Consider the following 20,510-nt stretch of genomic DNA (forward strand, 5'->3'; position numbering starts at 1 on the left):
GCCCCTTCGTCCGTCTTCTGCTCCGTTGTCGTCCGTCGTCGTCCGTCGTCCTCCTTCACCGGCCCAGGGCTTCATCGATCCGGTCGGCGAGGATGCGGACGCCGTCGACGGTGAGTACCGACTCCGCGTGGAACTGCACCGAGGCGAACCGGGGCCCGCGTAGCGCGTGCACTTCCCCTGTCGCCGGATCGCGGCTGATCTCCACCACGCCGGTCCCCGGGCACTCGGTCTTGTCGTCGTCGCTGCGGGCGGCGAAGGAGTTGTAGAAGCCGACCCGTTCCGGGCGGCCGAACAGATCGATCTCCTGCTGGAGGCCCTGGTTCGGCACCTCTTTGCGGATCACCTCCAGCCCGAGCCGGGTGCTGAGCACCTGGTGGCTGAGGCAGACCGCGAGGAAGGGCCGCCGCTCCGCCAGCAGGCGGCCGATCGTGACGTGCAAATGGGCGATCTTGGGGTGTCCGACGTCCAGCGGGTCGCCCGGCCCCGGGCCCATGACGAGGAGATCGTATCCGTCGCAGGCGTACTGCTCGTCGAACCGACGTACCGTCACTTCCAGTCCCAGAGAACCGAGTTGGTGGTACAGCATGGCGGTGAAGGTGTCCTCGGCGTCGACGACCAGCACCCGGCGGCCGTGCATCGCGCGCCGGAGGCTCGTCCGCCGGTCCGCGTGGGTCAGCCAGAAGTCGGCGATGCCGGTGTTGCGGCGGGCCAGCGCGGCCCGGACGCGCGGATCTTCGGCGAGGCGCGCGGGCCGGTCGGCCTGCAACGCGGCGAGGAGCCCCGCGGCCTTGGCGCGCGTCTCGGCGACCTCCGACGCCGGGTCGGAGTGGCGTACCAGTGTCGCCCCGACGCCGATCCGGAGCCGGCCGCCCCGGTCGATGTCGGCGGTGCGGATCAGGATGGCGGAGTCCAGGGTACGGCCGCCTTCGCCGTCCCGGCCGATGAGCGCGACCGCCCCGCTGTAGTAGCCGCGGCCCCCCGGCTCGTGCCGGCTGATGATCCGGCAGGCGTTCTCCAGCGGGCTCCCGGTCACGGTGGGAGCGAACATCGTCCGCCGGAGGATCTCGCGCGGGTCGCGAGCGGTGTGCCCCTCGATGAAGTACTCGGTGTGCGCCAGCCGGGCCATCTCCTTGAGGTAGGGGCCGACGACGCGACCCCCGCCGTCACAGATCCCGGCCATCATCTTGAGCTCTTCGTCGAGGACCATGTAGAGCTCGTCGGTCTCCTTGCGGTCGTCCAGGAATGCCAGTACGTCCGGGAGGACCGGTCCGCTAGGCGGGTAGCGGTAGGTGCCGCTGATCGGGTTCATCACGGCGGTGCCGTCGTGCACGCTGATGTGCCGCTCCGGGGTGGCGCCGACGAACGTCCGGTCGCCGGTGTGCACGATGAACGTCCAGTACGCACCGGACTCCTGCTGGAGCAGCCGGCGGAACAACGACAGCCCGTGCCGGGGCGTGTAGTCCGTGATCTCCGCGACGTAGGAGCGCTTGAGGACGAAATTGCCGCCCTCGCCCCGGCCGATCTCCTCGCTGACGACGGTCCGCACCAGGTCGGCGTAGGCGTCGTCGGGGAGGTCGAAGTGCTGGCCCGTGAGCGGGGTCGGCAGGTCGGGCAGGGTCGCCAGCGCCTCGTGGCAGGCCATCGCGGCCTGCGCGGTGACGGTCATCGCCAGCAGCGGCTCTCCGTCGTCCGTGCAGGCGAAGCCGCGCTCGGCGAGCTGCCGGAACGGCACCAGCACCAGCACGTCGTGCCCAGCGCCGCCGGCCCGTTCGGGCAGCGGGACGTCGGCCAGGGTCGCCACCGCGGACACCTCGCCGACCAGGACGTCCAGGACCGCGCCGCCGGTCCGTTCCGGGCGGTGGATCAGCGCGAACGCCGGTGGCCGCGGCGACAGGACCAGGTCGAGCAGGTCCGCCGCTGCGGGCTTCGTGGACTCGGTCATGCGCAGAACTCCTTGACCGTGGTGACCACCGCGCAGCGCTGGGCCGCGTAGGTGAGGGTCAGCCGGTGGTGGTCCGCGGAGAAGTCCGCGATCGCGTCGGCGGCGAGGAACGTCTGGAGGTCGTGGGAGAACGCCTCGACCGCGGTCATCAGCACTCCGACGTGACCGTAGACACCGCAGATGACGAGCTGGTCGCGGCCGTGCCGTGCCATGCGTTCCCGCAGGTCCGACCGGAAGAACGCGCTGTACCGCCACTTGGTGAACAGCCAGTCGTCCGCGGCCGGCGCCAGCTCGTCGACGATCCTGCGGTCCGCGGGGTCGACCTGCATGCCGGGGCCCCAGAAGTCCTTGAGCAGGCCCCGGTCCTCGTCGGTCATCCCGCCCGGCTGGGCGGTGTAGGCGACCGGGATACCGAGGCTCGCGCAGCGTTCCCGGAGCTGCGCCGCGTTGCGCACCAGGTGCCGGCGGAGGGTGTCCGGGAACGGGCGCAGGAAGTAGCTCTGCATGTCGTGGACGAGCAGCACCGCCCGGTCCGGGTCGGCTTCCCACCGCGCGACGTTCTCGGGCAGGTCACCCGCGGCCGGCATCGGGTAGGGCTCGATGAGGGGTATCCCCGCCATGGCCATCTCCTTCACTCCAAGGTTCCTCACACGCCCAAGGTGGCGCCGCCATCGACGGTCAGCTCGTGCATGGTGATGTGCCCGGCCCGGTCCGAGAGCAGGAAGAGCACGGCGTCCGCGATGTCCGCCGGGCGGGCCAGCTTGCCCAGCGGGATGCCCGCCTTGTAGACCTCGGGCCGGCCGTCGATCGTCGCCTGCGGGCCGGTCTCGTCGTGCCACATGGACCGGAGCATGGCGGTGTCGGTGGAGCCCGGCGCGACGACGTTGCAACGGATGCCGTGGCCGGCGACCTCGAGGGCCAGGCACTTGGTGAACATCGTCGCCGCGGCCTTCGACGCGGCGTAGGCCGCCATCTCCATGCGGGGTGTACCGGCCGCGTTGGACGCCACGGTGACGAGGGCGCCGCGGGAGCGCGGCACCATGCGGTTGACCACCGCGCGCGACACCTGCATCACGCCGGTGGTATTGACCGCGAAGGTCGCGGCCCAGTCCTCGTCGGACTGCCGGCGCACCGGTCCCAGGCGCAGTACACCGGCGGCGTTGACCAGGAAGTCCACCGGCCCCAGCGCGCTTTCGACCCCGTCCACCAGCTCTTCCACCTCGGCGGCGCGGGTGACGTCGGCGGGGAACGCCTCGACGGGCAGGCCGTCGGCGACCATCTTCTCCACCACCTCGGTGAGCCGTCCGGAGTCCCGGTCCACCGCGGCCACCCGTACGCCGCGGCGGCTCAGCGCGCGGACGACGGCCGCGCCGATCCCACCCGCTGCCCCGGTGACCAGGGCGACTGAGTCCTCCATAGTTCGACCTCCATTGCTGGGTGTGCGCGACGACGTTGTGTTTCGTGCGGGCCGGTTGCGGACCGGCCGGTGTTCACGCCCGCCACGCCGAGACCACCTCGAGGGCTTGGTCCGGGTTGAGGCGCGGGTCGCAGAGGCTGGTGTACTTGTCCCCGACGTGCGGGACGTCCGCCCAGGTGCGGGCGCATTCGGTGACGTCGTCCGGGGTGGTCTCCAGGTGCAGGCCGCCGGCCGCGCCGCCGCCGGCACCGACCGCGTCCTGGAAGTCGGTCACCTCCCGCACGATCCGGTTCACGAGCCGGGTCTTGAAACCGTCCGGAGTGGTGAAGGTGTTGCCGTGCATCGGGTCGCACAGCCAGATCACGGGGTGCCCCGCTGCCCGCACCGCCGCGACGAGGGCGGGCAGCCGGCCGCCGACCCCGTCGGCTCCCATCCGGGTGATCAGCGTGAGCCGGCCCGGTTCCCGGCGCGGGTCGAGCCGTTCGCACAGGGCCAGCAGCTCACCGGCCACCATGGTGGGGCCGACCTTGCAGGCCACCGGGTTCACGACCCGTGCGAGCAGTGCGACATGGGCCCCGTCGACCTGCCGGGTGCGCTCGCCGATCCACGGCCAGTGCGTGGACGACAGCCAGGTCCGGCCCGCTTCCGTACGGCGCACCATCGGCAGCTCGTAGTCGAGCAGCAATGCCTCGTGGCTGGTCCACACCTCGGGGGCGGGGCGCGGGTGCGCGCTCCGGTCGGCCCAGCCCAGGTACCGCATGACCTGGCCGGCGAGCCGGTAGCCGGAGAGTATCCGGGTCGGGTCGGGCCGTCGGCGCTCCGGATCGGGCACGGGGTCGTTGACCATGTACCCGCGGTAGGCGGGGAGTTCTAGGTCACCGACCTGTTCGGTCCGCGCGGAGCGAGGCTTGGCGAACTGGCCGGCCAGCCGGCCGACCCGGAGCACCGGCCCGCCGGTGCTCCGCTGCATCCGGTGGGCGAGGAGCTCCAGCAGCTCGGTCTTGCGGGCGACGTCGCCCGGGGTGCAGTCGGCGGGGTCCTCCGCGCAGTCGCCGGCCTGCACCACTCGGGCCGCGCCGGTGGCGACCGCGGCGAGCCGGGTGCGCAGCGCGAGTACCTCCTCGGCTTCGAGCAGCCCCGGGAGGGTGGCCAGTTGGCCGCGGACCCGCTGGACCAGTGCGGCGTCGGGCCACTGGGGCTGCTGTCTCGCCGGACCCGGCTCCGGGTCGGGTGCGCCGGCGGCCGATGCGTCCTTGGGTGAGGAACGAGTAAGCACAGTGATCTCCCGGACTTGCTCGACGGATGTCCGGCCGCGGCAGGTGCACACACGGTCTGATGGGAATCGGCGGCGTGGAGGGGGCGGCTGAACCGCGCCCCAAGTCTTATGGCTCGCGCGCGGCGTGGCCAATGCCCGTGGGGGAACTGTGTCAGGTCAATTGCTTCCTCATCAGGTTGCCGTGGTCCTGCGAGTTCGGGGTTGCCCTGACAAGGAATCCGGGGCTGTGCCGGGCCGCCTTTATCTCCGTTCCGGGAACGCTGTCAAGCGGCGTCCCGGACCGCCGCGGAACCTGGTTGCGGGCGGTGCCGGGGCGACGTAGCGTCCAACGGCGGCCGGCCACCCCACCAATTCGCGTTCCACAGGCAAACCGACACGGACTCACTGGATGAGGGGACACCGATGCGCTGGGAACAAGCTGCGGTCACTCAAGTCGACAGCGCGGGCGCGCTCCACTCATTACCGGAGCCGTCAGCGGCCCTCCAGACCTGCATGATTCCCCTTCGTATTCTGCGGCCCGGAGAAAACATCAGAACGCATGGGGAAAACCAGGAATACATCACCACGCTCGCCCAGTCCCCGATGAAACTCCCGCCTATCTTCGTGCACCGCGGGACCATGCGGATCCTGGACGGAATGCACCGGCTGAAGGCCGCTGAACTGCGCGGTGACCAGTCCATCGAGGTGGTCTTCTTCGACGGGGACGAGGAGGACGCGTTCGTCGCCGCGGTGTCGTCCAATGCCCAGCACGGCATGCCCCTGTCCTTCGACGACCGCACCGCGGCGGCCACCCGGATCCTCCATGCCCGCCCGCACTGGCCGGATCGCACCATCGCCTCGGTGACCGGTCTCGACCCGAGAACCGTGCATGCGCTCCGCGGCCGTACGGGCGTCCCCGACCCGCAGCCCTCCAACCTGGTACCGCTGGAACGCCCCCGCGCGGCCGCGCCGCCACGGTACGCCGAACTCCCCGGGAGGGCGCCGGCGCCGCGGCTCAGCACGCCGGTCCACCAGGTGGCGCAGGAGTTCGAGCTGGAGCCGTGCACCGTCGTCGACGTGCTGAGCCGGCTCCGCCGGGGCCTGCCACAGACCGCATCATCCGACGCGACGGACCTGGTCCTCGACCGGGTCTGCGACGAGTTGTTCGCCACGCTCACCCGGCGGGACCAGCGGCTGAGGGCCCGTCAGTACCTTCGGGGACTGCTGGACACGCCCGGCCGGAAAACCATCCGGAACATCGCGGCCTTCGTCGACGGACCGGGGCTCGACCAGCGGCTGCACCACTTCATCAGCGACTCCACCTGGGACTGGGAGCCCGTCCGCACCGCGCTCACCCGGTACGTGGCGCGCACCATGGAGCCCGAGGCATGGGTGATCCGCCCGGTGCTGATCGCCAAGGCCGGACAGCAGGCGGTGGCGGTGAGCCGGCGGTTCTGCGCGTCCCGGGGGAAGGCCGTCAACGGCCAGCAGGCCGTCGGCGTCCTCGCGGTGTCCGAGACGGCCGGCACGCCGGTGAGCTGGCGCCTCCAGGTGCCGAAGGAATGGGTCGAGGACCCGCACCGGCGCGGGCGGGCGGGCATACCCGCCGACCTCCGCGCCGAGTCCCTCGGCGAGTGCACGGCCCAGGCGCTGCTGGACGTCCTGGCCCGCACCGGTGGCCCCGGCCGGCCAGTGGTGCTGGACGGCCGCGACATGGAGCGAGGCCAGCTCATCCGGCCGCTGCACACGGCTGACGTGCCCCTGCTCGTGCGGATCTCGGCGACCCTGCCGTTGCAGATCAAGGATCCGGCGCTGGCCGGGCACCGGACGCGCGGACCGCTCGCCGCGCGCCGGATCGTGGAGGCGGCCCGGTTCCGCCGCCGGCCGGTCGGCTGCTCCGACCCCGCGGCCGAGGCGGGCCACTTGCTCACCACCGTCGACGTCCAGTGGCCCGCAGGCGCCGAGCAGCCGCACCCGGAGAGGGCGGCGCCGCTGCGGCTGATCGCGGTCAGCCCGGTGGGCGAGAGCGTCTGCGAGGAGCTGTGGCTGACGACCTTGACGACGGTGCCGGCCGCGACCGTTCTGAAATTGGCGAGGCTCGTGCGCCGGGTGGACCGGGACCTGGAATCGGTGTCCCAGCACGTCGGGATCTGGGATTTCAGCGGCCGGTCCTTTCCGGGCTGGCACCGGCACGTCACGCTCGCATCCATTGCGCATCTCGTGCGATTGCTCTCCCGGACCGATTACCGGCCGGCGCTTGCGTGACGCCGGCCCACCGGACATTCCGACACCGGACATCTCCTCACCAGGGGCCCGCATGCCTGACCAGAAGAACACCGCCGACATGCTGATAGTCGGCGGCGGAGTGACAGCACTGTCGATCGCCTATCACTGCGCACGGGCAGACATCGATGTCATCTTGCTCGATCCCGATCCCGCCGAGGCCGCCGTCGCGCCGGCCGCCCGTCCGGTGCGTACGTACCAGCCGGGAAAGGTGCACAACTCCGAGCTGACGGTGCGCAGCCTCGCGGACTACCGGGCGTTCGCCCCGGCCGGGGGCGCCGACCTGGTCCTCTCGGACGTCGGGTGGCTGGTGGTGCCGGCCGGCCGGGCTGAAGCGGCCGAGCTGGAGCGGGAGTTGGCGGCTCAGCGCGCCGCCGGCGTGGAACTGGAACTTCTGACCCCGGAGCGGGCCCGCGCGCACAACCCGTGGCTGGCCCCGGCCGGCGCCGAGCCCGCGATCTGGTGCCCGCAGTCCTACCTGCTCGACGTGGACAAGGTGGTACGGTGCTACGCCGCCGGCGCCCGGGAGCACGGCGCCCGGCTGCTGACCGGCCGGACCGTGACGGGACTCGGCCCCAGGAGCGGTCGAGTCGTCACCGCCCGCGACGAGTTCTCCGCGGAGGCCATCGTCCTCGCGGCCGAGGCCGGCAGCGGCGAACTCGCAGCCTCGGTCGGCCTGCAGCTCCCGCTGTGGGCGCAGTCCGCCGAGCTGTTCCGCACCGACCCGGTCCTCGCCGACGGCACTCTCGACGCCCCCTTCACCGTGCATCCGGCATCGGGCCTGAAGACGCTGGGCGCCGGCCGGTCCTTCCTGGTCGGCCTGGAACGCGTCTCCCGGCAGGAGGGCATGCGCGACGCGTGGTTCAAGGAGGCGTCCGAGGAGCTGGGCAGGTGGTATCCGAAGCTCAGGGGGACCGGGCTGCACAGCGTGTGGACCGGGACGGTGGACGTCACCCCGGCCCGGACGGCATGCATCGGCCGGGCGAGCGGCCCGCACGAACGCATCTTCGTGGCGGCCGGATACACCGGTCAGGACCTGGGCCAGGCGCCCGCCACCGGCCGGATCATTCGCGACCTGTACTTCGACCGCTCCCCCGGCGTCGACCTGACGCCTTTCGCGCTCACGCCGTCCGCGCCGGCCTGAAAAACCGGTCCGGCTGTGTCAGGTCGGCCCCAGAAATACCGGCAATGGTGCGGCCGGGCCCGGCAGACTGACAAACACCGGGTTTTTCTCCGGGATATCGACGTGACAAAGTCCGTAGCTTGTCGAAGACCTGAGGCGGTTATCCCTACCCTCGCATTCTGGCCGCTGCTAGCGTCCCAGCGTCACCATCCAACCGCCCCTCCAAACCTGTTGGACGCATGCGCGCTATTCGCAGAACCGAGTAGAACGGGGTAGGAATAATGCGCCAAATTGAGATCTCCTGGCAGTCGATCGGCGCCAAGCTACGCATCACTCTCGATGAAGGCCGCAATGCCCAACTCGTCGAGCCGCTCTGGGCGTCACTGCCGTATCAGACTTTGCAGGGACACGCGCTCGTCGCCGGTGACTGCATTTATCACGTGCCACCGGCGCACGACCTCCTCCACGCCGTCCCGGACCACAAGGTCGACCGCAAGATCCAGCCCAACGGCACCGTGTTCTGTTCCGCGGTGCAGCACCTCACCATCAAGTACGGCGAACTGACCGAACCGATGCCCACCGCGCCGATCGGTTCCGTCGTCCCGGAGGACCTCGACACACTGCCGAAGATCGGCCAGATGGTCTGGGACGCCGTGCACGGCAATGGCGCCCCGATCCTCGCGCAGGTGCGGCGGGTGGACGGCGAGACCGGCCACGGCGTGCGACGCATGCCGGCGGAGTCCGCCCGGGCGCGCGACCTGGTCGAGCGGATCGCCGCGGAGACCGAGCGGGTGCTGATCGAGCCGACCGACGAGCTGATCGCCGCGCACGAGGGCCGCTTCACCACTGGGGCCGGCACCAAGGACTCGGTGCTGACCACGCTCGTCTGCATCAACGGCGAGACCCGGCCGCTGGGCTATGTGTCCCACACCGGACTGGTGCGGGCCGCCCGGCTGACCGATGTGCCGCTCTCCGCGCTGGTCGAGATGGCCAGAATCCTGCTCGTCAAGCCCACCGAATTCCTCGGCTACTGCGGGCTGAACACGCTGTGGGACCTCACCCAGGAGGTGGTCGCCGTCATCGAGGAGACCACCTCCAAGGAGGACTTCATCGCGCTGCTCTCCCACATGGCCACCTATACCAACGCCCTCGGTGCCTGGAACCTGCAGCTGTTCCCGTGGGAACTGGGGGGCGACACCTGGACGTTCCAACCGACCACCACGAGGAGTGCGCATGCCTGACCGGAAGAACTCCACCGAACTGCTGATCATCGGCGGCGGTGTGATCGGCGTGTCCATCGCCTACCACTGCGCCAAGGCCGGCATCGACGTGCTCCTGCTGGAGAAGGACCAGTTCGGCACGGCCACCACTTCGCAGACCGCGCGAGCGTTCCGCACCTACTTCCCGAAGAAGCCGCACGACACCGAACTCGCGGTCCGGAGCCTGTCCGAGTTCCATTCCTTCGCCACGACGACGGGCAGCGACCTCGAGCTGAAGCACCTCGGCCTGCTCACGGTGCTGACCAGCACCGAGCAGGCGGCCGAGATCGAGGCGCTGCTGCCGGCCCACCGCGAGGTCGGTGCCGACGTCCAACTGCTCACCCCCGCCCAGGCCGTCGAGTACAACCCCTGGCTGGACCCCGCCACCATGGAGGCCGCGGTCTGGTCCCCGGAGTGCTACCGAGTCAAGCCGGAAGCGCTGGTCAAGGGATACGCGGACGCGGCCGCCAAGCTCGGCGCCCGACTGCTGACCGGCACCGAGGTGACCGGCATCGACGCCGGTGCCGGCCAGGTGTCCACCACCGCAGGTGAGTTCACCGCGGACGCGATCGTCATCGCGGCCGGCCCGTGGGGCGGCGACGTGGCCAAGCTGGCCGGCATGGAGCTGCCGGTGTGGGGCCAGTTCGCCGAGCTGCTCTACACCGACCCGATCTCCGACCGGGACACCGACACGCCCTTCACCTTCCACCCGGTTTCCGGCCTGAAGACGATGGGCCGGGGCAGGGGCTTCCTGGTCGGCCTGGAGCGCATCTCCAAGCAGGAGGGCATGCGCGACATCTGGTTCGAGGCGGCCGTCGAAGAGCTGCCGAAGTGGTACCCGGAGGCGAAGGGCGCCAAGCTGCACAGCGCCTGGACCGGGACGCTGGACGTCACACCGACCAAGTCGGCGCTGATCGGCCGGGGCGAGGGCGAGCACGAGCGGATCCTCTTCGCGGCCGGCTTCACCGGACATGGCCTGGCGCACGCGCCGACCGCCGGCCGGATCGTCCGCGACCTGCACCGCGGCGTCAAGCCCGAGGTCGACCTCACCGCCTTCTCCCTCGCCACCCACCTGGCGCAGAAGCCGGCCTGAGCACGTTCCCCGCGGCGGGCGGCCCCAGCACGCCGCCCGCCGCTCTCATCTGAGAGGTGTGAATTGTCGTCGGCATACGCACTCCCTGCGGAATGGCAGGGCCAGGCGCTGACCCCCCTGAATCCGGACACCGCATTCAACGGCTACCTCTGCGCGCACGTGTTGCACGCGCTGGAACGCCTCGGCGTATTCCGGAAGTTGCAAGAAAAACGCACGCTCGACATTCCGGCGTTCTGCGAGAAGAACGCGCTGAATCCGGCGGTCTTCCGGGCGCTCGTCCGGTCCGCGGAAGCATTCGGATACCTCGACGTCCACGGCGACCGCGTCCGGGCGACCACCGTCAGCGAGGACGTCACCCGTTCCCTGGGCTTCTTCACCTGGGGCGTCGGCGGCTATCACGACGTCTTCGCCAACGCGGCGCCGCTCGCCCGCGGCGACCGCCGGTTCGGCGTCGACCTGCACCGCGACGAGGCGATGGTCGCACTCGGCTCCGCCCAGGCGGACACCGCTTTGATGCGGCACATCCTCGACGAAGAGATCGCGGGCATCGACTTCCGCACCCTGGTCGACCTCGGCGCGGGCGTCAGCGAGCGGGTCTCCCGGCTGGTCAAGGAGCGCCCCGGCAGCCGCGGGATCGGCATCGACATCAGCCGGCCCGCCACCGAGCTCGCGGACGAGACGGTCGCCAAGTACGGCCTGCGCGGCACCGTGCAGCCGGTCTGCGCGGACGTGCTCGACATCCTCTTCAAGGACCATCGCGTCGACGGCAGCGACGAGGCCGACGTCGTGATGAGCTTCATGTTCCTGCACGATCTGCTTGCCGCCCCGGAGCGCCGCGATGAGGTGATCCCCCGGCTGCGCAAGTCCTTCCCGCAGGCCCGCACCTTCCTGCTGGCAGACACCACGATCCGGCCGCGCGGCAAGGGCGACGGCTCCCGCCTGCCGGTCTTCTCCAGCGGTTTCGAACTCGCCCACGCGCTCATGGGTGTGCCCATCTACACCCGCGAGCAGTACGAGCAGCTCTTCGAGCAAGGCGGGATGCAGCTGCGCCGCACGGTGCCGTTCGGCGCTCCGCACACCTACCTGTTCGTCCTGGAGGCGTCGTGACAGTGCAGGACCCGGCGACCGGAGCGGACGCGGAGATCATCACCGCCCTGCCCGTCCCGCTCGCGGTCGCCGGGCATCACCAGCCTGCGCCCTTCTACCTGACCGCGGAAATGTTCGGCGGGCTGCCGGTGCAGCTCGCCGGCGGCGAGCTCAGCACGCTCGTGGGCAAGCCCGTCGCCGCTCCGCACACCCATGACGTCGACGAGATTTACTTCCTGGTCTCCCCCGAACCCGGCCAGGCCCGGATCGAGGTACAACTCGACGGCGCCCGCCACGAGTTGGTGTCGCCCGCGGTGATGCGGATACCGGCCGGCAGCGAGCACTGTTTCCTCACCCTGGAGGCGGCGATGGGGAGTTACTGTTTCGGGATCCTGGTGGGAGATCACCTGTGAGTGCTCCCGCCCAGCAGGCACCCCGGACCTACAACACCAGTGTGCCGTCGGGGGATTCGCTGGTGCGGCTGCACCTCAGCGAGAGCCCGTTCGGCGCGAGCCCCGCGGCGGTCGCGGCGGTGACCGGGGAACTGGACCGGATCAACCGCTACCCGGCGCCCGAACGCGAGGAGCTCGTCCAGCGCCTCAGCCGGCACTGGGAGGTGCCCGAGGAGCAGATCGCGGTGGCCAACGGCAGCGACGAGCTGGTGCTGGCCACCGCGCTCACTCTCGGCGACCTGGACCGCCCCGGCCTCGTCACCGCCGGCACCTTCCCCGGCTACCCGGCGGCGCTCGAACGCATCGGCCGGGGCGCCGTCCAGGTGCCGCTCGACGGCGCCCGGATCGACCCGGTGGCGTTCGCTGAGCGGCTCCCCGAGTGCGGCATCGGTTATGTGTGCAACCCGCACAACCCGTGCGGTACCACGCTGCCGGCGCCGGCGCTCGACACGCTGGTCGCGGCGGCGCGCGACAGCGGCACTCCCCTCGTCTTCGACGAGGCGTACCACGAGTTCGGTCCCCCGGGTCAGCCGCAGGCCAGGTCCCAGCTACGCGACGGTACCCCGGTGCTCGCGCTGCGCACCTTCTCCAAGGCATACGGACTGGCGGCTCTGCGGATCGGTTACGCGCTCGGTCCCGCCGAGCTGATCGCCGAAGTGCGCCGGACGCTGGCCGTACTGCCGTTCAGCGTGAACCGGGCCGCCCAGGCCGCGGCGGTGGCGGCCCTCGGGGACCAGGAGTTCCTGGGCCGCGTCCGGCAGGACAGCGAGGAGCGGCGCCGGTGGTTCTGCGCCGAACTCGACCGCCGCGGCTACCGTTATCTGCCCTCGGTCACCAACTTCGTGACGGTCGCGGTCCCCGACTCCGGCACCGCCCAGTCCGTCCTGGCCAAGGAGCACGGCATCCTCGTGCGCGACACCGGCCTGTTCGGCTTCCCCGCTCATCTGCGGGTCTCCCTCGGCACCCAGGAGGAACTGCTGACGTTCCTCGACGCGCTCGACCGGATCACCGCCGGCGCGCGGTAGCCGCGCCCCGCATCCCCACATTTTTGGAGGTCAATCATGGTCAACCCGATTCCGGACGGCTATGCCGAGCTGACGGCGTATCTCTTCGTGGCCAACGCGGACGAGGCAATCGCCTTCTACACCCGGGCGTTCGGGGCGAAGGAGCTGGAGCGGTACACGGCGCCCGACGGCAGCGTGCCGCACGCACAGATCCGGATCGGCGGGACCGTTGTGATGCTGTCCGACGAGTCCCCCGCGGCCGGTCTGCTCGGCCCCAAGGCCCTCGGCGGCACGCCGGTCACCCTGTACCTGTTCGTGGCGGACGTGGACGCCGCCTTCGCCCGGGCCGTGGCGGCCGGCGCCGAGGAGACGCGCCCCGTCCAGGACAAGTTCTTCGGCGAGCGGGCCGGGCAGGTCATCGACCCGTTCGGCCACCGCTGGACGCTCGCCAGCCGCATCGAGGACCTGAGCCCGGAGGAGGTCCAGCGCCGCGGGAACGCCTACCTCCGGAGCAAGGGCTGACCGGACACCCACCGGCGGACTCCGGGCCTGCCGCGCACCCGCGGCAGGCCCGGAATCATGTGCGCTCCGCCGGCGTACCGGCATCCGGCGGGCATCCGTCTCAGGTGGTGGCAAGCAGAAGTTCCTCGATGGTCGACGGGCGGAGTCCATCGGTCCGGCCGGCGAAGTAGCGCGCGGCGAGATCACCCGCGGAGACGTGCTCGGCGTGCCGGAACCCGGCTTCCTTCGCCAGCGTCAGGATGTCGTCCGGCCCGAAGAAGCTGCGGAAGGGTGTCCCGTCGGCGCGCGCGGCGTGCTCCACCCCTTCCCGGGCGGCCCGCTCCTCCGGTGCGACGAGGTCGACCGGCTGCATGAACGTCAGGGCCAGGCTGGAGCCCTCGGCGAGGGCCGCGGCCCGACGGAGGGTGGCGGCGACCGCGTCCCTGGTGAGGTACATGGTGACGCCGGAGCAGGCCAGCACGGCAGGCCGGGCGGGGTCGAAGCCGTCCTCCGTCAGGCGCTGCCACCAGTCGTCGTCCGCCTCGAAGTCGACGGGGACCAGCCGCAGCCACTCGGGGATCCCGTAGCCCAGCTCGCCCAGCCGTGCACGTTTCCATGCCTGCGTCTCCGGCTGGTCCACCTCGAAGACCCGCACTCTCCCGGCGACCTCCGGCCGCCGCTGCGCGAAGGTGTCGAGCCCGGCGCCGAGGATGACGTACTGGTCGACGCCCCGGGCGGCTTGCTCGACGACCAAGTCCTCGGTGAACCGGGCCCGGGCCACGATGGACGCCCGTGCCGGGGCGCTGCGCACCGGATCCATGTCCGGCCGGGACCGCCAGTCACCGTCCGGCGCTGCCAGCCGCGCACCGAGTTCGTCGTCGAAGACGTGCGGCCCGGGATCGACCTGGACGTGCAGGGCCCGCCACAACGCGGTCCGGATGGCTGTCTTGTCCGCCGTCGCCGTCACTGGTGGTTCCTCTCCGTTGGGGCCTTGTGGCCATGGAATCCCGGTCCCGGCCGGGAGCGGTCCGTTCTCATGCAGGCGCGGTGCCGGTGCCGCCGGACCCGGCGGCGACCGCGGAGGGCAGGTACTCCGACTCCAGCACCAGATCCCTGACCCACGACTGGTATTCGACGTGCGTGTGATGCTCGCGGGTGCGCCACTCCGTGCCCTCCCGCTCGCGCAGATACGCGCGGTAGCGCGGCGCGCCCGGCACCTTCATGTTGTCGGCCAGCACGATCGAGCCCGGGCGCAGCCACCGCTGGTCGAGGATGCGTTGCAGGTCCGGCAGGTAGGCGCGGGCGATGTGATCGACGAAGACGAAGTCGAGCCGGCCGGGGCCGAAGCCGTGCTCAGTGGTGAGGCGCTCGATGGTGCGGCCGCCGTCGCCCAGCGTGCCGTGCAGCACAGTGACCCGGTCCCCGAGCCCGGCGTGGTCCCAGATGCGCTGTGCCACCGAGGCGTTGGCCGCGCTGAACTCGATCGAGCAGAGCCGGGCTTCGGGCGGCATCGCCCGGGCCATCCGCAGCGCGCCGTAACCGCAGTACGTACCGAGTTCCAGCAGCAGCCGTGGCTTGGCCCGCCGCACCGCGGCATCCAGCAACAAACCTTTTTCATCACCGACGTTGATGAGGGTGGCCTGCTGGTAGGCGTACTTGTCGATCACACGGATCACGTCGTCGACGTCCCCGGGGGCCGCGTGCGATACCACGTACGCGGCGAGCGCCTCCTCCCGGCCGTCACCGACCTGGCCCGTCCGGGTCAGGTTCCCCATTCGCATCAGCATGCGCAGGCGTTTCGCCATCGCCCATCTCCGATCCAGGTCCGCTCATAGAGGGAAATACCGTCGAATCCGTACCGCGCCGCCGGACAGCGGCCGGCGTCACGGCAGCAAGAGCTGGAGGCGCCGGTCAGGCCGCGGCGTCCGCGCCGACGGATCTCCGCCGGGCGACGGCTCCGGCCCCGCGGTGCCGTTCGGCGGCCGGAAGTGTTCCAGGTGGGTGCGCTCGCTCGGAACCCCGAGCGCGGCCAGGGCGTCGACCACGCCGGCCACGAACGGCTCCGGGCCGCACACAAACGCGTCGCGGTCGCGGAACGGCGCGGCCAGGGTGCGCAGCCCGGCCGCGTCCGGCAGCCCCTGCCGGGACTCCAGCCAGTGCCGGACGGTGAAGCGGTCCGGGTGGGCGGCGGCCAAACCGGCCAGCTGCTCACTGAAGATCACCGAACGCTCGTCGCGGTTGGCGTAGAGCAGGGTGAGCCGGCCCGAACCGGCGGCCAGCGCCGACTTGACGATCGACATCACCGGTGTGATGCCGCTTCCGGCTGCCAGGAAGAGGAAGTCGCCGTCGAGCGAGGCGGGGGTGAACCGGCCGGTCGGCGGCTGGACGTACACCGTGCTGCCGACCCGTACGCTGTCCAGCAGCCAGTTGGAGCCGCGCCCGGCCGGCATGCGCTTCACCGTCACCATCAAGGGGTCCGCGGTGTGCGGTGAACTCGACAGCGAATAGCAGCGGGTGACGGGGCCGTGCTCGGCGCCGGGGATGCGCAGGGTAACAAATTGCCCCGGCCGGTACCGGAATTCCTCCGCCAAGTCGTCGGGGACATCGAACACCAACGAGCGGGCGTCCTCGGTCTCGACGATCACCTCGGCCACCCGTAATGCGTGGAAACTCTCGTTCATCGCCGTCCTCGCTTCGTGAAGTGCGACGAGCCGCCGGCAGTGCTCCGCGCCACCGCGCAAGCCGACGAAAGCCATCGTGAATGCGGCAGCTCCCGGCGCAATCACAAGCCTGAAGTGAGGCGGCAAGGCGCGCCCGGGCGACCGTCGCCGGTCAATAAGGACCGCAGGAGTTTCGGACGAACACCGCGGAAATTCCTTTCCCACGCTACCGTGCGCGCCCCGATCGCGTACGGGTGCCCGACTGGGGATTTTCCCCAGTCGGACACCCGGAGTTCCCGCTCGGTGCTTTCTTTCCGTCCGGTCCGTCAGAGGCGGGTGACGGGCCGCGCCCCGACCGGCGTGGGTGCGCGGCGCACGGCGGGGAGCCGGGGCCCCGCGGACCCGGCCGAACCGTCGTGCCGGACCAGTCGGAGCAGGTCGCACCGACCGTTCTCCGCCTCGGTGTGGCGCGCTCCGGGCGGCAGCGGCCGGCTGAGGTGTTCCAGCACCCATTCCGAAGCGCAGGAATCGAAGACCAGCCCGCCCGAGCGCACCATCTCCACCGCGAGCACCAGGTCCTGCCAGCTGGCGCCGTTCAGCAGGTAGCCGCGGGCCCCTGCGCGCAGCGCGGACAGAAGTGCCTCCCGGTCGTCGAGCGGACTGATGATGAGCACGGCCATGCCCGGGCAGCAGCCGGTGATCAGGCTGATCACTTCGGCGATGCTCTGGCCCTGCTGGACGATGTCCATCACCACGACCTGGGGGCGCAGGGTGTGCGCCATGGCCACCGCGTCCGAACCCGTTCCGGACTCTCCGACGACGTGGAACGACTCCACCTCGTCGAGCAGGATGCGTAACCCGGATCGGTATATCGGGTGGTCGCCTGCGATCAGCACGGTGGTGCGTTCGGCCCGAGGCGACTCCAACGTTGCTGTCCTGATCACACTTCTCCCGCGAACTAGTCGGTCGACAGTTGCCTTGCTGCCCGTCGCCGCGGGCGCGCGAGGCCCGGTGGTCAGGAGCGGGAGCGCTCCGCCCGCGGCGCGATGGTCCCGCTACGCGCGGCTCTTGGCGCGCACAGCGGAGAAGATCGCCGCGAGGATCATGATTGCCATCATGGTGTAGAAGGCCGACGTCAGGCCCTCGGCGAAGGCGATCGCGAGCCGGCCGTCCAGCTTGCTGGTGCCGACGAAGATGGCGAACGCCATGTCCCGCGGGATCGAGTGCGAGGCCACGAGCATGGCGGTGGTGAACGAGAACACCATGCCGATGCTGGAGAAGGTGCGCAGCACACCGGAGGCGATGCCCAGCCGGTCGGGCGGGGACGCCTTCATCACCGCGGTGCTGTTGGCCGGGAAGAAGAAGCTGCCGCCGACCATGATCACGAGGTTGCCGACCGCGGTCAGCCACAGGCTGCTCGTCGCGGTCATCTGGGCGAAGATCACCATCGCGACGACGGAGATGCCGAGCCCCATGGTCGCAGGGATGACCGGACCGAACCGGTCGGTGAGCCGCCCGGCGTAGGGCCCCACCACCGCGCCGACCACATAGCCCGGCACCAGCAGCATCGAAGCATCGATCGGGTCCATCCCGCGCGTGCCCTGGAGGTACATGATGACCAGGAAGAGCACGGCGAAGCTGCCGACGCCCTGGAGCATCGAGGCCAGCAGCGAGGGCGCCATGGTGGGGATGCGGAACAGGGACAGGTCGAGGGTCGGCTCCTTCTGCTTCAGCTCGATGAAGACGAAGGCGACCAGGAGCGCGATGCCGCCCGCCAGGAATCCGATCATGGTCCCGTCGAGCGGACGGGCCGCCAGTCCGGTCATCGCCCACAGCACACCGAAGAGCCCCAGGCCCAGCGTGATCATGCCGGCGAAGTCGAACTTCCGGCGCTGGCGCTCGCTGCGGTCGCGCAGCACCCGCTGCGCCAGTACCAGCGCGACGATGCCGATCGGCAGGTTGATCCAGAAGATCCACTGCCAGGACACATAGGTCACCATGACGCCGCCGAGCAGGACACCGAGAACCGAGCCGAACGAGAAGCCGAAGGCGTTGAAGCCGTATGCGCGGCCCCGTTCTTGCGGCGGGTACAGCTCTGCGATGATCGCGCCGCTGTTGGCCGCGATCAGTGCGGCGCCGACGCCCTGGAGCAGGCGGAACCCGATGATGCTCGGTGCGTTCCAAGCAGCCGCGCACAGCACCGATCCGAGCGTGAACACCAAGAAGCCGGCTTTGTACATGCGCACCCGGCCGAACATGTCACCGAACCGGCCCAGCTGCGTGCAGAGCACCGTGACCACGAGGAGGTAGCCGACGACCACCCACGTGACGGCCGACAAGGACATGTTCAGGTCTTCTTCGATCACCGGCAGTGCGAGCACCACGATCGTGCCGTCGACCGCGGAGATGAGCACGCCGATCATCACGACGAGCATGCCGAGACCGCGCCGCGGCGATGCGGACGCCGGAGCCTCCGCTGCCCTTGTTGCGGTGTCTTCGCTGACCATCGCTAACCTCGCATCCTTTTCCGTGTCGTCATCCACTACCATGCGAGGATGCTAGCATCCTCGCCCTGGCCGAGTCAGGCAGAACAAGGCAAGGAAGCCGACCGTTTCGCACAGGCCGCTCTCCCGCCATTCCAGCGATGCACCAATAGGGAACGCCCCCGATCCGGAGAGGAATCGGGGGCGTTCGGCGGTGGCGGCGCGCCGCACGACGGGGGATGCCACCGGAATCCAGTGGCCGGCGGCGCGCTTCCACCCTGGGGAAACCGCTCAGCCCTTGAGCGGCGCCTCGATGGTCCAGTCTCGCCCGTCCGGGTCGCGCACCACCATCCGCTGGGTGCCGTAGTGGGTCTCCTCGAACGGGGAGACCACCTCGACGATCGGGTCGGGCTTGAAGGTCTCCGCGTCCGCGACGCGGAGCACGAGCTGCATCTGCGTCTCACGGTCCTCGGGGACCTCGCTGACGACGAAATACGGCCCCGCGTCGTGCTTGAGCATTCCGGAGCCGTGCTCGGTGGCGAACTCGACGTTGAAGCCCAACGACCCAAGGAACTTGGCCGTCTTCCCCCAGCTGTGGGTCTCGACGTAAACGCCTTCGACACCCTGGGTCGTCATGTCTGTTTCCTTTCAGGAAGCGGTTTCGTCTTGGTCTTGCCCCTGGCGCTCGGCCAGGTAGGAACGCAGCGCCTCGGTAACCAGCGCCGACAGCGACAGTTCGCGGTCAATGGCGTGATGCTTCACCTGCTTGATCAGTTCCACTGGCAGGTAGACGTTGAACTGCCTGACGTTATCAGCAGTCATGCTAGCATCCTAGCGTGGATCGGACAGCTTGCCAACCCTGGCGCGCCGCCACAGCTCCGGCTGGGTCCTCCGTAGCGCCCGTTCGGTACGTGAGGTGTCGTCAACTGCCGTCATTGATAGGCGCGTTCGAGAGTGCTTAGCTGAACCGACTTCCGGCCCACAGGCCCAAGGGGGGCTTCCATGCGAGGCGGCAAGACTGGTCAGGTCGAGAGCCAGGTCGAGAACGTGGAGAGCACCGGCGCACGGCTCCCTGAGCAGCCCGGCACGACGACAGACCTGGATGCGCTGGTGGGCCGTTGCCGCGCACGCGACGCCGCCGCTTGGGAGCGCCTCGTCCGCCTCTACAGCCCGGTCGTGTGGACCGTGGCGCGCTCGCACGGCCTCAGCCGAGCGGACGCCGAGGACGTCTACCAGTTCACCTGGCAGCGCCTGGTCGAGCACATCGGCAGCCTCAAGCAACCCGGCCGGCTGGCCTCCTGGCTGGTGACCGTGGCCAAGCGGGAAGCCATCCAGCGCTCCCGGCAGAGCCGCCGCACCCTGAGCGTGTCGGACCCGGCCGAACTGACCGTGGCCGCCGCCCTGACCTCCGCGTCACCGGAGGAGCAAGCGCTCGCCCGGGTCGACAGCGCCCGGCTGCGGGCCGCCATCCGGAGCCTGCCGGACGAGCACCAGGTCCTGCTGGGACTGCTCTTCGCGGAGCCCCCGCTCAGTTATGACGCGATCGCCGCGGCATCCGGCATGGCCCGCGGCTCCGTCGGCCCGACGCGCAGCCGCATTCTGGCGAGCATCCGCGCCGCCGTGAAAGCGCAGCCGGATCAGTGACGTGGGCGAGCGCCGCGGCCACGGCTAGCTGACGATGCCGGGGTTCTGGCCCGGCTCCGGGCGAGAGGGGCGAAGGGCCGCCAGAGCCGTCGCGACGGCCCGGTTCACCGTGGCGTCCGAGGGCAGACCGACCTCCGAGCGGAGCCGTTCGCAGAGCTCTTCTTCCTCGCGGAGGGCGGCCAGTTCGCCGGCCCAGTCGTTCTCGTTCATCGCGGTCGACTGTACTCCTCGGCGCTCAGCCACAGGCGAGACCGCAGACGAGACCGCAGACGAGGTCACCGCATGGCGGTGCAGGAGGAGAACGCGGA

Annotated in this window: 21 protein-coding genes; 9 read left to right on the forward strand and 12 right to left on the reverse strand. The window is 70.4% G+C overall.

Translation table 11 applies throughout. The annotated features are described in order from the left end of the window. Positions 1–55 precede the first annotated feature (55 nt). From ACIGXO_RS04190 to ACIGXO_RS04205, 4 genes are all read right to left on the reverse strand, one after another. On the reverse strand, positions 56–1,942 hold the full coding sequence (locus ACIGXO_RS04190; protein ID WP_399779785.1) for an anthranilate synthase family protein: 1,887 nt from the start codon (positions 1,940–1,942) through the stop codon (positions 56–58). Next, positions 1,939–2,562, reverse strand: a complete 624-nt coding sequence (locus ACIGXO_RS04195; protein WP_399779786.1) for an isochorismatase family protein — start codon at positions 2,560–2,562, stop codon at positions 1,939–1,941. Before ACIGXO_RS04195 ends, ACIGXO_RS04190 begins: the two co-directional genes overlap by 4 nt. Positions 2,563–2,588: 26 nt before the next feature. Next, complete coding sequence (locus ACIGXO_RS04200) at positions 2,589–3,359, reverse strand: 2,3-dihydro-2,3-dihydroxybenzoate dehydrogenase (protein ID WP_399779788.1); 771 nt, start codon at positions 3,357–3,359, stop codon at positions 2,589–2,591. Positions 3,360–3,432: 73 nt separating this feature from the next. Continuing rightward, on the reverse strand, positions 3,433–4,635 hold the full coding sequence (locus tag ACIGXO_RS04205) for a 3-deoxy-7-phosphoheptulonate synthase (protein ID WP_399779789.1): 1,203 nt from the start codon (positions 4,633–4,635) through the stop codon (positions 3,433–3,435). A gap of 492 nt (positions 4,636–5,127) precedes the next feature. Here ACIGXO_RS04205 and ACIGXO_RS04210 point away from each other — a divergent pair, with 492 nt between their 5' ends. The 8 genes from ACIGXO_RS04210 to ACIGXO_RS04245 all read left to right on the forward strand — a co-directional run bounded on the left by ACIGXO_RS04210 (position 5,128) and on the right by ACIGXO_RS04245 (position 13,436). Next, positions 5,128–6,879 (forward strand): transposase, encoded by a 1,752-nt coding sequence (locus ACIGXO_RS04210; protein WP_399779791.1) that lies wholly within the window; start codon positions 5,128–5,130, stop codon positions 6,877–6,879. Positions 6,880–6,931: 52 nt separating this feature from the next. Continuing rightward, on the forward strand, positions 6,932–8,041 hold the full coding sequence (locus tag ACIGXO_RS04215; RefSeq protein WP_399779793.1) for an NAD(P)/FAD-dependent oxidoreductase: 1,110 nt from the start codon (positions 6,932–6,934) through the stop codon (positions 8,039–8,041). A 260-nt stretch (positions 8,042–8,301) separates the two neighbouring features. Continuing rightward, positions 8,302–9,261 (forward strand): hypothetical protein, encoded by a 960-nt coding sequence (locus tag ACIGXO_RS04220; RefSeq protein ID WP_399779796.1) that lies wholly within the window; start codon positions 8,302–8,304, stop codon positions 9,259–9,261. Continuing rightward, the gene (locus ACIGXO_RS04225) at positions 9,254–10,372 is read left to right on the forward strand and encodes an NAD(P)/FAD-dependent oxidoreductase (protein WP_399779799.1); all 1,119 of its coding nucleotides are present in this window, start codon (positions 9,254–9,256) and stop codon (positions 10,370–10,372) included. Before ACIGXO_RS04220 ends, ACIGXO_RS04225 begins: the two co-directional genes overlap by 8 nt. A 63-nt stretch (positions 10,373–10,435) precedes the next feature. Next, positions 10,436–11,479 carry a class I SAM-dependent methyltransferase gene (locus ACIGXO_RS04230; protein ID WP_399779802.1) on the forward strand — a complete coding sequence of 348 codons (1,044 nt, stop codon included), beginning with the start codon at positions 10,436–10,438 and terminating at the stop codon, positions 11,477–11,479. Beyond that, a complete protein-coding gene (locus ACIGXO_RS04235) occupies positions 11,476–11,871 on the forward strand; it encodes a cupin domain-containing protein (RefSeq protein WP_399779805.1) in 396 nt (131 codons plus the stop codon). Before ACIGXO_RS04230 ends, ACIGXO_RS04235 begins: the two co-directional genes overlap by 4 nt. Further along, positions 11,868–12,935 (forward strand): pyridoxal phosphate-dependent aminotransferase, encoded by a 1,068-nt coding sequence (locus tag ACIGXO_RS04240; protein WP_399779808.1) that lies wholly within the window; start codon positions 11,868–11,870, stop codon positions 12,933–12,935. The genes ACIGXO_RS04235 and ACIGXO_RS04240 overlap by 4 nt, the downstream gene beginning before the upstream one ends. A gap of 36 nt (positions 12,936–12,971) precedes the next feature. Then, positions 12,972–13,436: a VOC family protein gene (locus tag ACIGXO_RS04245; RefSeq protein WP_399779810.1), complete on the forward strand. Its 465-nt coding sequence runs from the start codon at positions 12,972–12,974 to the stop codon at positions 13,434–13,436. A gap of 100 nt (positions 13,437–13,536) precedes the next feature. Here ACIGXO_RS04245 and ACIGXO_RS04250 read toward each other — a convergent pair whose 3' ends face one another. The 7 genes from ACIGXO_RS04250 to ACIGXO_RS04280 all read right to left on the reverse strand — a co-directional run bounded on the left by ACIGXO_RS04250 (position 13,537) and on the right by ACIGXO_RS04280 (position 19,380). Continuing rightward, the gene (locus ACIGXO_RS04250) at positions 13,537–14,382 is read right to left on the reverse strand and encodes a class I SAM-dependent methyltransferase (protein ID WP_399779813.1); all 846 of its coding nucleotides are present in this window, start codon (positions 14,380–14,382) and stop codon (positions 13,537–13,539) included. Positions 14,383–14,449: 67 nt separating this feature from the next. Further along, complete coding sequence (locus tag ACIGXO_RS04255) at positions 14,450–15,190, reverse strand: O-methyltransferase (RefSeq protein ID WP_399779816.1); 741 nt, start codon at positions 15,188–15,190, stop codon at positions 14,450–14,452. 108 nt (positions 15,191–15,298) lie between these two features. Further along, positions 15,299–16,096, reverse strand: coding sequence for an FAD-binding oxidoreductase (locus ACIGXO_RS04260; protein WP_399779819.1), 798 nt, complete (start codon positions 16,094–16,096; stop codon positions 15,299–15,301). 305 nt (positions 16,097–16,401) lie between these two features. Next, positions 16,402–17,001 carry a response regulator transcription factor gene (locus ACIGXO_RS04265; RefSeq protein WP_399779821.1) on the reverse strand — a complete coding sequence of 200 codons (600 nt, stop codon included), beginning with the start codon at positions 16,999–17,001 and terminating at the stop codon, positions 16,402–16,404. A gap of 129 nt (positions 17,002–17,130) precedes the next feature. Further along, positions 17,131–18,510, reverse strand: a complete 1,380-nt coding sequence (locus ACIGXO_RS04270) for an MFS transporter (RefSeq protein ID WP_399779824.1) — start codon at positions 18,508–18,510, stop codon at positions 17,131–17,133. 339 nt (positions 18,511–18,849) lie between these two features. Then, the gene (locus tag ACIGXO_RS04275; RefSeq protein WP_399779827.1) at positions 18,850–19,194 is read right to left on the reverse strand and encodes a VOC family protein; all 345 of its coding nucleotides are present in this window, start codon (positions 19,192–19,194) and stop codon (positions 18,850–18,852) included. 12 nt (positions 19,195–19,206) lie between these two features. Further along, positions 19,207–19,380, reverse strand: coding sequence for a CopG family transcriptional regulator (locus tag ACIGXO_RS04280; protein WP_399779830.1), 174 nt, complete (start codon positions 19,378–19,380; stop codon positions 19,207–19,209). A gap of 180 nt (positions 19,381–19,560) precedes the next feature. Here ACIGXO_RS04280 and ACIGXO_RS04285 point away from each other — a divergent pair, with 180 nt between their 5' ends. Beyond that, positions 19,561–20,202 (forward strand): RNA polymerase sigma factor, encoded by a 642-nt coding sequence (locus ACIGXO_RS04285; protein ID WP_399779833.1) that lies wholly within the window; start codon positions 19,561–19,563, stop codon positions 20,200–20,202. A 24-nt stretch (positions 20,203–20,226) separates the two neighbouring features. Here the strand turns inward: ACIGXO_RS04285 and ACIGXO_RS04290 are convergent, their stop codons facing one another. Further along, on the reverse strand, positions 20,227–20,412 hold the full coding sequence (locus ACIGXO_RS04290) for a hypothetical protein (protein WP_399779836.1): 186 nt from the start codon (positions 20,410–20,412) through the stop codon (positions 20,227–20,229). Positions 20,413–20,510 lie beyond the last annotated feature (98 nt).

It is taken from the genome of Streptomyces sp. NPDC053542 (genome assembly GCF_044544685.1).
Lineage (GTDB): Bacteria > Actinomycetota > Actinomycetes > Streptomycetales > Streptomycetaceae > Streptomyces.

Bases quoted from the DNA above. Each gene is read 5' to 3' on its own strand.
- ACIGXO_RS04200 (WP_399779788.1), bottom strand. From the start codon at position 3,359: ATGGAGGACTCAGTCGCCCTGGTCACCGGGGCAGCGGGTGGGATCGGC.
- ACIGXO_RS04195 (WP_399779786.1), bottom strand. From the start codon at position 2,562: ATGGCGGGGATACCCCTCATCGAGCCCTACCCGATGCCGGCCGCGGGT.
- ACIGXO_RS04290 (WP_399779836.1), bottom strand. From the start codon at position 20,412: ATGAACGAGAACGACTGGGCCGGCGAACTGGCCGCCCTCCGCGAGGAA.
- ACIGXO_RS04210 (WP_399779791.1), top strand. From the start codon at position 5,128: ATGATTCCCCTTCGTATTCTGCGGCCCGGAGAAAACATCAGAACGCAT.
- ACIGXO_RS04280 (WP_399779830.1), bottom strand. From the start codon at position 19,380: ATGACTGCTGATAACGTCAGGCAGTTCAACGTCTACCTGCCAGTGGAA.
- ACIGXO_RS04255 (WP_399779816.1), bottom strand. From the start codon at position 15,190: ATGGGGAACCTGACCCGGACGGGCCAGGTCGGTGACGGCCGGGAGGAG.
- ACIGXO_RS04190 (WP_399779785.1), bottom strand. From the start codon at position 1,942: ATGACCGAGTCCACGAAGCCCGCAGCGGCGGACCTGCTCGACCTGGTC.
- ACIGXO_RS04220 (WP_399779796.1), top strand. From the start codon at position 8,302: ATGCGCCAAATTGAGATCTCCTGGCAGTCGATCGGCGCCAAGCTACGC.
- ACIGXO_RS04270 (WP_399779824.1), bottom strand. From the start codon at position 18,510: ATGCTCGTCGTGATGATCGGCGTGCTCATCTCCGCGGTCGACGGCACG.
- ACIGXO_RS04260 (WP_399779819.1), bottom strand. From the start codon at position 16,096: ATGAACGAGAGTTTCCACGCATTACGGGTGGCCGAGGTGATCGTCGAG.
- ACIGXO_RS04285 (WP_399779833.1), top strand. From the start codon at position 19,561: ATGCGAGGCGGCAAGACTGGTCAGGTCGAGAGCCAGGTCGAGAACGTG.
- ACIGXO_RS04245 (WP_399779810.1), top strand. From the start codon at position 12,972: ATGGTCAACCCGATTCCGGACGGCTATGCCGAGCTGACGGCGTATCTC.
- ACIGXO_RS04225 (WP_399779799.1), top strand. From the start codon at position 9,254: ATGCCTGACCGGAAGAACTCCACCGAACTGCTGATCATCGGCGGCGGT.
- ACIGXO_RS04275 (WP_399779827.1), bottom strand. From the start codon at position 19,194: ATGACGACCCAGGGTGTCGAAGGCGTTTACGTCGAGACCCACAGCTGG.
- ACIGXO_RS04215 (WP_399779793.1), top strand. From the start codon at position 6,932: ATGCCTGACCAGAAGAACACCGCCGACATGCTGATAGTCGGCGGCGGA.